General features: G+C 73.9%; 10 protein-coding genes. 5 read left to right on the plus strand and 5 right to left on the minus strand.

The window, feature by feature from the left end; all coding sequences use genetic code 11:
- The first annotated feature begins 274 nt into the window (after positions 1-274).
- Together OHA37_RS36775 and OHA37_RS36780 are read left to right on the plus strand one after the other, a co-directional pair.
- Positions 275-1,666, plus strand: coding sequence for a lipase family protein (locus tag OHA37_RS36775; protein WP_266912059.1), 1,392 nt, complete (start codon positions 275-277; stop codon positions 1,664-1,666).
- Positions 1,667-1,683: 17 nt separating this feature from the next.
- On the plus strand, positions 1,684-3,141 hold the full coding sequence (locus OHA37_RS36780; protein WP_266912061.1) for a hypothetical protein: 1,458 nt from the start codon (positions 1,684-1,686) through the stop codon (positions 3,139-3,141).
- A 36-nt stretch (positions 3,142-3,177) separates the two neighbouring features.
- On the opposite strand, the gene OHA37_RS36785 is transcribed toward OHA37_RS36780, so the two are convergent.
- The gene (locus OHA37_RS36785) at positions 3,178-3,960 is read right to left on the minus strand and encodes a lysophospholipid acyltransferase family protein (protein WP_266912063.1); all 783 of its coding nucleotides are present in this window, start codon (positions 3,958-3,960) and stop codon (positions 3,178-3,180) included.
- A gap of 75 nt (positions 3,961-4,035) precedes the next feature.
- On the opposite strand from OHA37_RS36785, the gene OHA37_RS36790 reads away from it, so the two are divergent.
- Positions 4,036-4,323 (plus strand): acyl carrier protein, encoded by a 288-nt coding sequence (locus OHA37_RS36790; protein ID WP_266912064.1) that lies wholly within the window; start codon positions 4,036-4,038, stop codon positions 4,321-4,323.
- 38 nt (positions 4,324-4,361) lie between these two features.
- On the opposite strand, the gene OHA37_RS36795 is transcribed toward OHA37_RS36790, so the two are convergent.
- Positions 4,362-5,297, minus strand: a complete 936-nt coding sequence (locus OHA37_RS36795; protein WP_266912065.1) for an ion transporter — start codon at positions 5,295-5,297, stop codon at positions 4,362-4,364.
- Positions 5,298-5,506: 209 nt separating this feature from the next.
- On the opposite strand from OHA37_RS36795, the gene OHA37_RS36800 reads away from it, so the two are divergent.
- Positions 5,507-6,835 carry a CoA transferase gene (locus tag OHA37_RS36800; protein ID WP_266912067.1) on the plus strand — a complete coding sequence of 443 codons (1,329 nt, stop codon included), beginning with the start codon at positions 5,507-5,509 and terminating at the stop codon, positions 6,833-6,835.
- Between the two features lie 135 nt (positions 6,836-6,970).
- On the opposite strand, the gene OHA37_RS36805 is transcribed toward OHA37_RS36800, so the two are convergent.
- Positions 6,971-8,995 (minus strand): putative Ig domain-containing protein, encoded by a 2,025-nt coding sequence (locus tag OHA37_RS36805; RefSeq protein WP_266912069.1) that lies wholly within the window; start codon positions 8,993-8,995, stop codon positions 6,971-6,973.
- A 587-nt stretch (positions 8,996-9,582) separates the two neighbouring features.
- Here OHA37_RS36805 and OHA37_RS36810 point away from each other — a divergent pair.
- Positions 9,583-12,423, plus strand: coding sequence for a LuxR family transcriptional regulator (locus tag OHA37_RS36810; RefSeq protein WP_266912071.1), 2,841 nt, complete (start codon positions 9,583-9,585; stop codon positions 12,421-12,423).
- Between the two features lie 136 nt (positions 12,424-12,559).
- Here OHA37_RS36810 and OHA37_RS36815 read toward each other — a convergent pair whose 3' ends face one another.
- Positions 12,560-14,005: a glyceraldehyde-3-phosphate dehydrogenase gene (locus OHA37_RS36815; protein WP_266912073.1), complete on the minus strand. Its 1,446-nt coding sequence runs from the start codon at positions 14,003-14,005 to the stop codon at positions 12,560-12,562.
- A gap of 81 nt (positions 14,006-14,086) precedes the next feature.
- Positions 14,087-14,746 carry an NADPH-dependent FMN reductase gene (locus OHA37_RS36820; protein WP_266913408.1) on the minus strand — a complete coding sequence of 220 codons (660 nt, stop codon included), beginning with the start codon at positions 14,744-14,746 and terminating at the stop codon, positions 14,087-14,089.
- Between the last annotated feature and the right edge of the window lie 79 nt (positions 14,747-14,825).

Below are 14,825 nucleotides of genomic sequence, written 5' to 3' on the forward strand. Positions count from 1 at the left end.
CCGCGCGCCGACGGGGGATCGCCGCGCGGAACGGACCGCGCGCGATGCCAGCATGCCCGTTCGGGCAACGGAACCCAGGCGAAGCCGTTGCGCAGGCACGGGAGGTGGGAACGTGACCGCTCAAGCGGTGGGCACGGCGGCTCGCTCGACGCTCGCAGGGCGCAGGCCCGCGGAGGCGCCCGCGGACCCCGCCGGGGTCGCGGACGCGTCCGGATCCGCGACCCCGGCGGGGTCCGGAGCGGGCCCAACGGGCACAGCGGCCCCAAGGGTCGCAGTGACCCGGGCGGCAGGAACCGCGGCGGTCTCCGGGCCGGCTCCGCGCCGCACGGATCCGGAGCTGCTGCTCGCGGCCTCGGTGCTGCTGGCGGACGCCGCCCTCACGGCGAAGCAGGCGGGCGCCGAGCTGACGGGCGCCCTCAGCAGCTGGCGGGTGGGACTGGAGGCGCTGCGCCGCCCCGCCTGGGCGCTCGGTACGGCCGTGTCGTGCGCACGTGCGCTGACCAGCCCGGCGGGGCTCGGATTCGGGGCCAACGGCGGAGTGGCCGGGGAACTGGCCCGGATCGCGGGAAACTTGACGTACCGCAGGCCGGCCGCCGTGGCGATGGCCGTGGACGCCTTCGCCCTGCGGATCAGGGCGATCGCCTCCGATCACCCCAATCTGGACTCGCCGCTCGCCAGGCGGCTGACCGACGCCATGGTGGCGGGGAACAGGCTGGAGGCGCTGCGCGCCACGCACGCGCTCGTCGAGCGCCTGGGAGTCACCCGGGCCCTGACCACGATGAGCCCTGTGATCATGGAACTGTCCGCGCTGCTGGGCCTGCTCGACGAGAACCCGGTCAACGACGAGTTCTCCTGGGTGACGCTGGCCGGCGGAGTGCCGGTCACCGACCCCTTCCTCGGACTGCCGAGCACCCTGCTGAAGTACCTCAACCCGGGCCCCGGCCGGGCCGAGCGGGCCGACGCGGACTCCATCCTGGACAAGGTGCTGGCCGCGTCCGGAAACGACATCGTCAGCTACGTCAACGACATCGGCGCCCTCGGCAATCACGGGCTGGTGCTGCTGCGCCGCATCGAGTGCGCGGACGGCGTCGTACGGCACGTCCTGCTGCTGCCCGGAACGAGCTTCGGCCTGCTGAGCAACAGCACCCCGCAGGACCTGGTCGGAGCGTTCGACGGGCTGCTGCGCACGGATACGACGTACACGCGCGCCGCGCGCAAGCTGCTGGTGCGGGCCGGGGTGCCGGCCGGGTCGGAGCTCATGATCGTCGGGCACAGCCTGGGCGGCATGACCGCGATGAACCTCGCCGCGGACGTGGAGGTTTCCTCCCGCTACCAGCTCACGCACGTGATCGCCGTGGGCTCGCCCATCGACGGCAAACGGCCCGCCGACCACACCACCCGGGTGATCAGCCTCGTCAACAACCACGACGTGATCCCGATGATCGACGGCCGCGGCCCCGCCTCGCCCAATGACATCCCCGCGAGCTGGGTCGAACTGGCCTGGCTGGACGAGTCGTACGACTACCCGCTGTCGCACGCTCCGCAGGCCTACTCGGACACCCTGCGCGGCCCCATGGCGCACCACCGGGAGACGGTCAACGCGCTGATCGGCGCCTACGACGGCCGCATCGTCGGCAACCAGCCCTACATGCTGCGCGACAAGTGACCCAGGGAGACAGCGAGATGACCTCCGACCACGACGGCGACTCCACGGCCAAGACCGCCCCGCGACCCCCCGAGACGGCTTGGGCCCTGGAGAACGCCGTGTTCACCGCGGCCATGGTCGCCCAGCGCCTGCCCTGGACGGACGCCGTGGCCCGCGCGCTCGGCCTGGAGCACCTGACTCGCGAAGGGGTGCGGCGCGCCCTGCTGGAACACCTGCGGCGCACCCGCTCCGGGCGCCCGGTCCGGCTGCGGACGCCCTTCGGGAACTTCCTCGTACCGCTGACCCCCGAAGCGTCCGAATCCCTCCTCGTCCGGGCGGACGAGGAGCGGGCGTTGGAGCCCGCGGTCGGGCTCACGGACGCCGGACAGCGGTACGGGCTGTCCCCGCACACGGCGCTGACCTGGGAGGGCGTCGCACCGGGAGGTGAACTGCCGACGCTCGTGACCCAGTACGCCGACGAGGCGGTCGAGGGCCGGCGCGGGGACGGCACCCTGGAGTGGCAGGCCTGGGGCCGGACCACGGCGGCGCTGGCCCGCCACCTGGTGGCGGGCGGGGCGGCCGCCGAGGACACCCTGCTGAGCGAGATCGTCACCCGGGCCGCCACGGCGGACGGCCGGGGTGCCCGCGCGGACTTCGAGGCCGCTCTGCGGCGCAGGACGGCCCGCTACCTGGAGGGCCCGGATCCGGACTCCCTGGTCGGCCGGCTGGTCGCGGCGGGAGCCTCGGCGGACACCGTGTCCGCCGCGGTTGCCCACGCGCTCGCCCTGGTCACCGGGGCCGCCACCGCCACGACCCTGCAGGCCCTGGCCCTGCACACGGTGGAACCGGCGGCCGCCCCGGAGGAGGCCGTGGCCCGGGCGCTGCGCCACTACCCGCCGGTGGCCGCCGCCGTGCACCGGGTACGCGCGCCGTTCGTCTGGGAGGGCCTCGGGATCGGCGCCGGGACCGAGATCCTGTGCGCGCCGGGCTGGCTCCCCGCGCCGAAGGGCGGCGCCGGGCCGGGCGCCTGGCCGTCCGCGCTGTGCGGGGCGCCCGGCGCGTGCGCGGCGACCCGGCTCGCGGTGCTGGTCGCCGAGGAGCTCGTCCGCGCGATCACCGCGGCCGCCCGGCCCTTCCTGGTCTCGCCGCGGCTGACGGCCGGCCGGCTGCCGGGCACCCTCGAAGCGGGCTCGCTGCTCGTCTCGCTCCGGGAACTCGCGGGCGGCCGGGGTGACGGCCGGGTGACGGTCGGCAGGCCGTCGGTCCTGCCGGTCCCGGTGCGCGGCTGTACGTCCGGGTCCTACGGGGCCCTGGCGCAGACCAGCGCGGAACGCCTGGCGGCGCACGCGGAGAGCCTCGCGGCCTGCGCCGGGGCCGAGGGCTGGGACCGGGACGAGGCGGGGGAGGGTTTCCGCATGGTCCTGCTCGACCACGCGGGACGGTGCGCGCGGGCGGCCGACGGCGTGCGCAGGGCGGCCGACCGCCTGGCGGACTGAGAGGTGGGACCCGGGCGGCGCACGGTCGCCGCCCGGCTACCAGAAGGGCGTCTCGCGCCTGCCGCGCTCCCGGTCCACCAGGGACTGCACGGCCTCCTGGGCCTGGTCGCACATCCGCCGGGCCGCAACCTTGCGCACGGAGTAGGACTCTGGCCGGGGCGGTGCGGGGATGGGCTCGCCCACGGTGATGAGCCACTTCGCCGGCAGCGGGAGGAGCGTGGTGAGCGGGAAGTAGGGGAGGTCGAACAGGCGGGCCAGGGCGGGGACGTCACCGAACTTGGGGTACGCCTCCTCGGCGCCGATCACGGACACCGGTACGACGGGAGCCCCCGCCTGGACGGCGGTGGCCGCGAACCCGGGGCTGAACGGGCGCAGCCGGTAGCGGCTGCGGAAGGGCTTCTCCAGACCGGAAATTCCCTCGGGAAACACCCCCACGAGTTCCCCGGCCTTCAGATGTTCCAGCCCGAGTGTCGGATCGAGCGGAAAGGCGCCCATTTTCCTGGCGTACGAACCGATCACCGGAAATCGAAAAGTCAGAGATGCGGCCGGAACGTTCAGGGGGCGGTTCAGAATGCGGGTGAGGGATTTGACGAGGACGAACGCATCGAGTCCCCAGGCGCCCGAATGGTTGGCCACGATCATGGCCGGCCCTTCCTCCGGGATGTTCTCCCAACCGGTGACCTCCAGGCGGAAGTAGTCCTCCATCAGCCAGTCGAGCAAGCGGTCCCAGGCGCTCTCCCCGGCTTCGCCCAGCCGCTCCTTCGCGTAGCGGAACTCGGCGGCCCCCGCCTCCATCACGTCGGTCACGCTTTCTGACACGAGTATTCTCCTTTTCCTGCCGGTCATCGGCGCCACCTTGGCGCAAGGGCCGCAATATCGCAAACAGGAGCTGTCATGACCAGTTCGGCCCCCGAATCGACCGGATCGATGATTGATCTGATCGGCGAAATCATCCTTTCGATGGGGGAGTCCTCTGCCGAGGACGTCCACGCCGGTGCCCGGATGGGGGACCTGCTGACCGACTCGCTCATGGTGGTGGAGATGGCCATGGCCCTGCAGGAGAAGCTGGACGTCAAGGTGGACGAGGAGGAACTCCGCGACGTCACCGTCGCCGAGTTCGCCGCGCTCATCGACGCCCGCCGCGGCTCCGTGGTGCCCCCGCGGGACGGCGCCGCCCGGTAGCCGGGCCCGGCCGGAGCCGGGCCCGGCTCCGGCCGGGCCTAGCGGGCGCCCGCCGAGGCGTGGGCCGGCGGAGCGGCGGTCGCCGCCGGCGCCGACGTGGCGTGTACGGCGTCGAGCTGGGTCTCCATGTCGTCGAGCGCGCTGCGCACCGCGGCGATCCGCAGCAGGAGTTCGTCGGCGGCGTCCGGCGGCGACTGCTTCGCCAGGAGCAGGGAGCGCTTCTCCTCCTTCTCGGCCTCGTCCTCCATCTCCCGCGCCTCCTCAAGGGCGTTGAGGACCACCCCGATCAGGACGTTGACCAGCACGAAAGAGCCGAAGAGCACGTAGGAGGCGTAGTAGAGGAGGCTCAGCGGGGAGATGGCCAGCCCCGCGTGGACGGCATCTCCGAGCCCTTCGAGCGTCATCAGCAGGAACAGGGTCAGTGCGGCCCGGCCGATGGACCCGTAGTGCTGCGGGTCGTGGTCGGCGAAGCAGATCCAGCCGATCATCGCGTACACGTAGACGATCAGCGCGCCCACGAACAGGAAGCTGACGGTACCGGGCAGGCTGCGGCCCACCGCGACCAGCAGGACCCGCAGCTGGGGCATGAACCGGGCGGTGCGCAGGACCCGGGCCAGCCGCAGCAGCCGCAGGAGCGTGGTGTTCTCCCGGAGGAACGGGATGAAGGCCGAGGAGACGACCAGCAAGTCGAAGATGTTCCAAGGGTCTTGGAAGAAAGCTTTCGGCCGGTCGGCGTGAGCGCCGAGGCGGAGCAGCATCTCCAGAGTGAAGGCGATCACGCAGAAGCGCTCGGCCGCCGAAAGGAGGCCGTCGTACTCGGCGGAGAAGCCGCTGTACGTCTCGGCCCCCAGCAGTGCGGCGTTGAAGAGGATCACCGCGAAAACGGTGAGCGAGAACGCGGGCGCCTCGCACACGTCGCGGCAAGGTGCGGCAAGCCTTCCACGCCAGGTGTCCACCGCGGTCGGGTCGGTCATCGTGCTCCCTCGTACGGGCCACCGGCCGCCCCCGGACCCGCACGCGCCGGCTGCGCCGCGACGGAAGACGAGGCAGCCGAGGCGATGTTCATGTTCCGGGTCGTGTAACGCCGTACGGGCGAAATCGAGACGCCCTGGCGCGCTACATCGCCCGATCGGGGACCCGACCCGCCCCGTGAGGGCCGGGGCGCGGTGTGCAGGATGGGCGTATGACGAGTCGTGATGGTGGGACCGGACAGGCATGGGCCGCCCTGGGCGGCCCGGAGGAGCTGGCGGGGCGGGTCGGCTACGAGGGGCCGAGCGGCCTGGGGGACGGGCCGCTGCCCGTACGGGAACTCGCGCGGGCCACCGTGGGCGTGTGCGCGCTGGCCGCCGCGGAACTGGCCGCCGTACGGGCCGGGGGCGGCGCCGACGACGTGGCTCCGCTGCTGGTCGACGAAGGGGCCGTGGCCACGGCGTTCGTCAGCGAGCGCCACCTGCTGGTGGACGGCCGGACGCCCGTCACCTTCGCGCCGCTGTCGGGCTTCTGGCGCGCGGCCGACGGGTGGGTGCGTACGCACGCCAACTATCCGCACCACGAGACCGCGTTGGTGCGCGTCCTGGGTGCCGGGACCCGGGAGGGCGTGGCCGCGGCGATCGCCCGGCGGCGGGCGGTGGACGTCCAGGAGGAGGTCTACGCGGCCGGCGGTCTGGCGGTGGCCGTGATGACGGAGGGCTACGGCGCGCCGCAACCCCTCGTGGAACGGACCGGTTCGGGCGGGTGCGGACGGCCCCTCGGGGCGGTCGCCGCGGACACCGGGCTGCCGATGGCCGGGGTGCGGGTCCTCGACCTGACCCGCGTCATCGCGGGGCCGGTGGCCACCCGGACCCTCGGACTGCTCGGCGCGGACGTCCTGCGGATCGACTCACCGGGCCTCCCCGAATCGGACGACGCTTACGCGGACACCGGCTTCGGGAAGCGCTCCGCCCTCCTCGACCTGGAGGAGACGGGGGACCGGGCGGTGTTCGACGAGCTGCTGGCCGGCGCGGACGTGGTGGTGACGGGCTACCGGCCGGGGGCACTGGAGCGGTACGGGCTGGGCGCGGAGGAACTGCTCGCGCGGCGGCCGGGGCTCGTGGTGGCCGAGCTGTGCGCGTGGGGCAGGCGGGGCCCCTGGGCCGGCCGCAGGGGCTTCGACTCGCTCGTGCAGGCGGGGTACGGGATCTCCACGGCCTGCGGTGACGGGCACGGCCCCGGGGTGCTGCCGGCGCAGGCACTGGACCACGGCACGGGGTACCTGGCGGCCGCCGGGGTGCTACGGGCCCTCGCGGAGGGCGGTGGCCAGGCCCTGCGGTTCTCCCTGGCGGGAACGGCGTCGTGGCTGGTCCGGGAGGTCCCGGGGGCGGGCGCCGCCGTACCGGGGTACGCCCCGCAACCGTGGCTGCGCGAGACCGCGTCGGGCTACGGACCCCTGCGGTACGCGGCCTCGCCGCTCGGGGGCCGCGGCTGGGAGCGGGGCCCCTCCCGCTGGGGGACGGACCGGCCCGCCTGGCTCTGAGCCGGGGCGCACCGGGGGCGGGTCCCGCGACGAGGCGGGGCCCCGGCCAAGGTGTCGGCCGGGGCCCCGCCGGGTGGTGCCGACCGCCTCCGGGGGTGTGGAGGCGGCGGGGGTCTATGGGTTCGGACCGGCGGCTCAGAAGTAGACGTTCCAGGTCACGCTGACCGAGGAGGACTTGCCCGCCGCGTCGGTGACGGTCAGGGTGCTGCCGCCGAACCCCCAGGTGGTGGGCGAGCCGGTGATGACACCCGTGGTGGTGTTGATGGTCAGGCCGGCCGGCAGACCCGTGGCCTTGAAGGCGTACGGCTTGGTGCCGCCGGTGGCCTGGAGGGCGAGGGTGACGGGCTTGCCGATGTAGACGGTCTGGTTGCCGGGGCTCGTCAGGACAGGGCTGGTGCCCGTGACGGTGCTGACGGTCCAGGAGAAGGTGGCCGACGCGGTCTTGCCCGCGTTGTCCGTGGCCGTCACGGTCACGTTGGAGGTGCCGGCCGTGGTGGCGGTGCCCGTGATGGCGCCCGTCGAGGAACCGATGCTCAGGCCGGCGGGCAGGCCCGTGGCCGACCAGGAGTAGGGCGCGGTGCCGCCCGCGGCCTTGACCGTGAGGTTGGCCGCGGCGCCGACGGCGGAGCTCTGGCTGCCGGGGTTGGTCACGGACAGGGCCGTACCCGCGGTCGTGATCGTCCAGGAGAAGGAGGTGGAGCCGGTCTTGCCGGCGTTGTCGGTGGCGGTGACGGTCACGTTGGAGGTTCCGGCCGTGGTGGGGGTGCCCGTGATGGTGCCGGTCGAGGAGGCGATGGCCAGCCCGGCGGGCAGGCCGGTCGCGGACCAGGTGTAGGGGGCCGTGCCGCCCTCGGCGCTGTTGCGCAGCTCGGGTATCCGGGCGCCGATGACGCCGCTCTGGGCCGAGACCGCGGCGACGGTGACGTTGCCGGGCTGCGGGGTGGTGACGACCAGGGCCAGGTTGAACCTGGTCAGGGCCTCGACCACGGGCTGGAAGATGGTGAACTTCTCACCGCTGCCCGAGGTGCAGGTGGCACTGCCGCCGCCGGAGTGCAGGCCGACGCCCTTGCCGCCGGTCGCGGTGACGTACGCGCCGCCCGAATCGCCGCCCGCGGAACAGGCGTTGGAGTACGACAGGCCGTCGATGACCACGCTTCCGTAGTCCACGCTCTGGTTGACCTTGGTGACCTCGCCGCACCGCATGCCCGTGGTCTGCCCGGAGCGGCAGATCGCGGTGCCGACCACGGCGTCGGCCGAGCCGGTGACGGCGATGGCGGTGTGGGTGGAGTCGCCCGCGACGTAAGGGGAGAGGTTCCACCCCGACTGGTCCACGTCGACGACGCCCATGTCGCCTTCCCGGGCGTTGATGCTGCTCTGCCCGTCCTTGTTGGACGTGCCCACGCGGGTCCCGTCCTTGCCGTAGGCGGCCTGGTTGGCGTCGTTGGTGCAGTGACCTGCCGTCAGGAAGGTCTTGGCGCCCCCGGTGACCCGGGTGGCGGCGAAGCCGATGGAGCACGGGCTCTCGCTGCCCGGCACCCACTTGTCGCCGCCGGTCACGTCGGCCTGCTGCCGCGGGCTGTCGGAGGTCTCCGTGACGTGGACGATGCCGCCGAGGGCGGCGAGGCGGGCCACGAAGGCGTCCGTGGAGGCGTTGCGTGCCGTCCGGTCCACCGTGACGTCGATCCGGTTGTTCCGTACGTCGGGACCCCACGACACCACACCCGCGATTCCGGACCCGATGTCGCGCGTCACGGTCCGGGCGGTGGCGGCCAGTTCGGCCCGGCTGTAGCGGGCCGGTCGGGCGACGGCGCCCGCCTCCCGCACCAGCGCCGCGTCCGCCGCAGTGGAGACGGCCGCGTTCAGGCGGCCCGTGGAGGAGTCGAACCACATGCCCGCCACCCGGTCGCCGACCCGGCCCCGGACGAGGGTGGCTGCCCGGCCGGCCGCCGCTTCGTCGGCGATCCGGTCGCGGGCCTGGTCGGCGGAGAGGTGCAGATCGCGCTGCAGGGCCTCGAGGACCCGCGGGGACACGGACGGTCCGGGCTGCGCGGCCACGGTGGCGTGTGCGGGCAGGACGCCCAGGCCGCCGAGCGCGACGACGGCCGTGACGGAGGCGGCCGTAACGGAGGCCCACTTGGACCTGATTGGCAGATTTCGCACGGAATTCCCTTCATGGGGGCGGACCGGAGGGGTAGGCCGGTACGGATGCGGGTCCCGTGGGGGAGCACGGGACCGTTTCACACCCCGGGGCCCGCATTCCGGGGAGCCGCGTCCGCGCACTCCGGGGTGGCCAACAGAGTGATCCCGGGCCGGTGTCGGGAGCATCGGAGGAATCCCTTGCTGCCGACCGCGCGGAGTACGGGGACCGCGGGCACCACGAGGGCCACTCGGCGGGGCTGACTCAACACGGCACGTCCCGCCCCGCGTTGGTTGCCGACGTCGACCGGTCGGCGCATGCCCGCCCGGCGCGGGCGGCGGCCCGCGCCGCGCGCGGAGCCGGCGTGCCGGGCCCGTCGTGCCGGGCCCGGCACGGAATGCGGCGAGCCGTCCGGACCACGCCCCCGCTCCTCCCGTGGAGGGCAGTGGTGCTCCGGGTCTGCCACCCCGCACCCGGAGCGCGGACGGCCCGCCGTCGCACCACCATCACCGGGAGCGGCACCCCTTGGCATCAGGGGAATCCCTTGATCCTCCGGCCCGGCCGCGTCCGGCGTTGTCACGGGAACCGACGCCGCCTACGGTGCCTCCTCGTGACGCCAGACAGCGATGTGGACCACCCCGCGGGCCTCGCCGACTCCGACGGCCCCGCCCACCCCGTGCCGTGCGCGGGGGCCCGGCGCGCGGTGTCGGGCGCGGCCGCCCACGCGGCCGGAGTGCTGGAGCGCGACGGGCGGGTGGCGCTCGCCGGCCCCTGGGGCGCGGGCAAGACCACCGTCCTGGAGGACGTACTGGGCACCCTGCCCTCTGGCCCCGGCCCCGGCTCCGGGCGGACGGTGCTGCGCGTCACGACGGTCGAAGAGGACCGCGACCACGTCTTCGGCGCGCTCGCCCAGATGCTGTCCCACTGCGGCGCCGCCCAGCTCGCGGCGCTCTCCGGCAGGCAGAACGAGGTGATCGACCGGATCCTGCACCGGGGCGCCGACGAACCGCTCGCCGCCTCCGAGCAGTTGCCCGCCCGCCTCGCGGTGACCGCGCTGCTCGCGTCGGACCGCTGGATCCTGGCCGTGGACGGGGCCCAGTGGCTCGACCCGGCCAGCGCCGACGTCCTCGGCTACGCCCTGCGCACCCTCGCCGCACCGGGTCTCACCGCGATCGTCACCGAACGTGTCCACGGCCGGGCGCAGTGCGCAGCCCGGCTGCTCGGCGGCCACCCCGTCCAGGTCGACGTGGACCCGCTCGACGCCGAGGAGACGGCCACCCTGCTCGACGCGCACGGCCTGCCCACCCGCTGGGCGGGCCCCCTGCAGAGCCACTGCGGCGGCCACCCCCTGCTGACCTCCGTGTCCTGTACGGCACTTGCGCGACTGCCCGCCTCGCAGCGGCACCGGCCCGCCATGGCCGAGCAGACGGTCGACGCGGCCGGAGCCTGGCTGCGCGCCACGCTGGGCGAACCCGCCCGGCACACCCTGTTGCTCGCCGCCCTGACGAGCCGGCCCTCGCTGCCGCTGCTCCTGCGGGCGGGCCGCTCCGATGCCGAGGAACACCTGGCCCAGGCCCAGGCCGCCGGGGTGCTGAGCGTGGACGCCGCGAGCGCCGTCCACTTCACGGCGACGGCCCTGGCCCGGGCGGCCGCCCGCTCCGGGGCCAGGCACTTGCGTGCGGCCGCCCACCTGACGCTCGCGCGGGCCGTCGGAGACCCGGTGCACGAGGTACGCCACCGGGCGCTGGCCGCGGACCTGCCCGACCAGGGGCTGGCCGAGGACACCGAGACCGCGGCGGCCACCGCCCGCGAGGCCGGCGAACGGGCCCTGGCCGCCGAGCTGTTCCTCCTCGCCGCCGAGCTCACCCCGCCGGCCCGGTCCGCCCTGCGCATCCGCAGGCTCTCGTACGCCGCCCAGGAGGCGGCCTGCGCCGGCTCCGTCGACATCGCCCGGCAGGCGGCCGACGCCCTGACCGCCAGCAGGGCCGAGCCCACCGACCAGGTCACCGCGCTCCTGGCCGTCGTCGACGCCCACGGCCAGGCCGTCTCCGATCTGGAGCCGCTGCTCGCGCGCTGCCGGGAACTGGCGGCCGGTCACCCCGACCTCCTCGCCGCCGTCGAGCTCCGCGCGGCCATCGCCGCCAACGTCGCGCACTCGGCCCCCGAGCGGGCCCTGCGCGCGGCGGGCCGGGCAGCCGAACTCGCCGCCGCCGGCGGCCACCGCCCCCTGCAGGCGGCCGCCCTGACCATGCGCGCCCGGATGGAGCGCGTCCTCGGCACCGCCGACGCGCCGGGCACCCTCGCCGAGGCCCTCGCCCTGGGGATACCGGCCCAGCACTCAGGCATCCGCAACAGCGCCCAGTACCTCGCCGCCCGGCACGCCGTCTTCGACGACCGGCTGGCCGAAGCGCGCGAGCGGCTCGTGGAACTGCTCGCGCTCGCCGAGCACGGGGGCGACGCCGAGGACCTGGTCGACATCTGGCGCAGCCTCGCCGAAGTCGACACCCGGCTCGGTGCGTGTTCCCCGGCGCTCGCGTGGGCCGATCAGGCCGTACGGCTGTCCACGGAGGCGGGGCTGTCCATGGGCCCCGCCTGGTACACGGCGGCGCTGACGCAGAGCGCCGCGGGATCGTTCGCGGCCGCCCTGCGCACCGCGTCCTGCGGGGCCCGCGCCTCGCAGGAGGAGGGGGACGGGCTGTACGTGTCGCGCAACCTCTGGGTCATGGGCGCGGTCCAGCTGCACACCGGGGACGTGGCCGACGCGGTGGCCTCGCTCACGGCCGTCGCCGAGGCCGAGCGGCACGTCCCCTCGGCCGACCCCGGCATGTTCCGCTGGCAGCCGGACGCCGTGGAGGCCTTCACCTGCGCGGGCCGGCTCGACCTGGCCCGGGAGCTGCTGGAGCGCACACGGTCCGTTCCGGGCCCGGCCGGGGCCGACTCGGGGCCGGGGGCGGCGCTGGACCGCGCCCACGGGATCCTGCTGGCCCGCGGCGGCGCGGTGGAGGAGGCGAGCGCCCTGCTCCACGGCACGGCGGCCGCCTTCGAACGGCTGGGGCTGCCCCTGGAGCAGGCCCGTACGCTCCTCGCCCTGGGCCGGGTCGAACGGGCCCGCCGACGCCAGGCGGCCGCCCGCGCGGCCTGGGAGGCGGCCCGGGCCGTCTTCGAGGACACCGGTGCCCGTCCCTGGCAGGAGCTCACCCGGGAGCTGCTCGACCGGGCGGGCGGATCGGCTCCGGCCACCGGCCCGGCCCCCGGCGCGGGCAGGCTGACCGATTCCGAGTCGCGTCTGGCGGACCTCATCTGCCAGGGGGCCACCAACCAGCAGGCCGCCCAGCACATGTTCATCTCGGTGAAGACCGTCGAGGGCATGCTGAGCCGCGTCTACCGCAAGCTCGGCGTCCGCTCGCGCACTCAGCTCGCGGCGGCCCGCGCCGCCGCGGCGCCGTCCTAGGGCCTGTCGTCACACTCCCGTCCGCGGGCGACGACGGGAGTGTGACGACAGGCCCTGGGACGCACGGACGCCCCCCGAGTGACCTGGGGTCGCTCGGGGGGCGTTCGGTGGATCCGGTCCTACGGGGCCTGGGGGATCAGACCGCCGGCGCCGGGTAGGTCGGGTACTCGACCCCGGAGACGTACTGGACGACCCGGACGACCTGGCAGGAGTAGCCGAACTCGTTGTCGTACCAGAGGTAGAGGATCGCGTTGTCGCCGTCGACCTTGGTGGCGCCCGCGTCGACGATCGAGGCGTGACGCGAGCCGATGAAGTCGCTGGAGACCGCGTCGGGCGCCGTGGTGAAGTCGATCTGGCGCTTCAGCGGAGAGGTCAGCGACACGTCGCGGAGGTAGTCGAGCACCTCTTCGCGGGTGGTCTCGCGGCCGAGGCGCAGGCTGAGGATGGCGATCGAGACGTCCGGGACGGGGACGCGGATCGAGCTGCCGCTGATCGGGGCCTTGAGGTCGGGCAGCGCCTTGGCCACGGCCGAGGCGGCGCCGGTCTCCGTCATGACCATGTTGAGCGGCGCGGAGCGGCCGCGGCGGTCGGCGCTGTGGTAGTTGTCCAGCAGGTTCTGGTCGTTGGTGAACGAGTGGACGGTCTCCACGTGGCCGCGCAGAACGCCGTACTCGTCCGCCATCGCCTTCAGTGGCGGGACGATCGCGTTGGTGGTGCAGGAGGCGCAGGACAGGATCTGCTCGTCCGGCTTGATCGTGTCGTGGTTGACCCCGTGCACGATGTTGGGGACGTCGCCCTTGCCCGGAGCCGTCAGGACGACCTTGTCGATACCGGGGCGCAGGTGCTTGGAGAGCCCCTCGCGGTCGCGCCACTTTCCGGTGTTGTCGATGAGGATGGCGTCCTTGATGCCGTACGCCGTGTAGTCGACCTCGGACGGGTCGTTGGCGTAGATCACCTTGATCTCGTTGCCGTTGGCGATGATCGTGCTGGTCGCCTCGTCCACGGTGATCGTGCCCTGGAACTGGCCGTGGATCGAGTCGCGGCGCAGCAGCGAGGCGCGCTTGACGAGGTCCGCCTCACCGCCGCCGCGGACGACGATGGCACGCAGGCGCAGGCCGTTGCCGGAACCGGTCTTCTCGATGAGCAGGCGGGCGACGAGGCGACCGATGCGGCCGAAGCCGTAGAGGACCACGTCGCGGCCCTCGCCGCGCTCGATCTTGTTGTCACCCGTGGCGCCGGAGACGGCGCCGGCGGTGAACTCCTCCACCGACAGACCGCGGTCGTCCGTCGCGTACGCCGCGGCGAGCATGCCGAGGTCGATCTGCGAGGGACCGAGGTCGAGGGTGGTGAGCGCCTGCAGGAACGGCAGGGTCTCGGTGACCGAGAGCTCCTCGCCGTCGATCTGGCGGGCGAAACGGTGGGTCTTGAGAATGCTCACCACGGACTTGTTCACCAGGGAGCGGCTGTGCAGGAGGATCGTGACGTCCCGCTCCCGGTGCAGCTTGCCGATGATCGGAATCATCGACTCCGCGATCTTCTCGCGGTTCTTCCAGTTGGTGAACGAGTCGTCATTGACAGTCACAGAATTATCTTTCGAGCTAGGCGGCGCTCATATGCTAACCCGCGCGCGGATCGCCCTGTCAGCCACCCCCTGAGCAGCCCGTCAGCCCTCCGCGCGCTGGGTCACGGGAGCGGTGCTCTCGTCGCCCAGGAACTCGTACCAGCGGCGCTGGAGGCACAGGTAGCGGGTGTCCGCCTCGGCGAGCGCGAGGAAGGAATCGACCGTGTCGGCCAGCCGCTCGCGCAGGCCCGCATCGGTCAGCTCGCCGTCCTCGCCGAAGGCCGAGTGCGCCATGGCGAGGCTGAACATGTCGGGGTAGACCCGGGCCCCGAGGTGTTCCAGCGGGATGCGCAGCGCCCAGAGCCCGCGGTTCCCGCCGATCGTCGACGGGGAGGCGGACACCAGCAGCGTCTGCTTGTCCTTGAAGGGCTGCGGCCGGAACCGGGACACCCAGTCGACGGCGTTCTTCAGGACGCCGGGCACGGAGGCGTTGTACTCGGGCGAGGCGATCACCAGGGCCTGCGCCGCCAGCAGCCGCTCGCGCAGGGCGGCCGCCCCCGGGGGCTGGCCGTCGGCCTGCTCGGCGTCGCCGTCATAGGTGGGCATCACGAAGTCCCCGATCCGGGCGAGGTCCGCGACGGCGCCCGACCGCTCGACCTGACCGGCGACGAGCGCGGCCAGCCGGGCGTTCACCGAGCCCTCGCGGGAGGACCCCGCGAGGACGAGGACCCGTAGCGGGTCGGCTCCGGTGGTGACGTTCAGGGGATCCGGGGCGGCCGGATCCTTCGGGAACTTCGGGCTCTGGGGCTGGTTCGCTTCGCTCACGTGCGGGACCGTACGG

This window comes from Streptomyces sp. NBC_00335 (genome assembly GCF_036127095.1).
Taxonomy (GTDB): domain Bacteria; phylum Actinomycetota; class Actinomycetes; order Streptomycetales; family Streptomycetaceae; genus Streptomyces.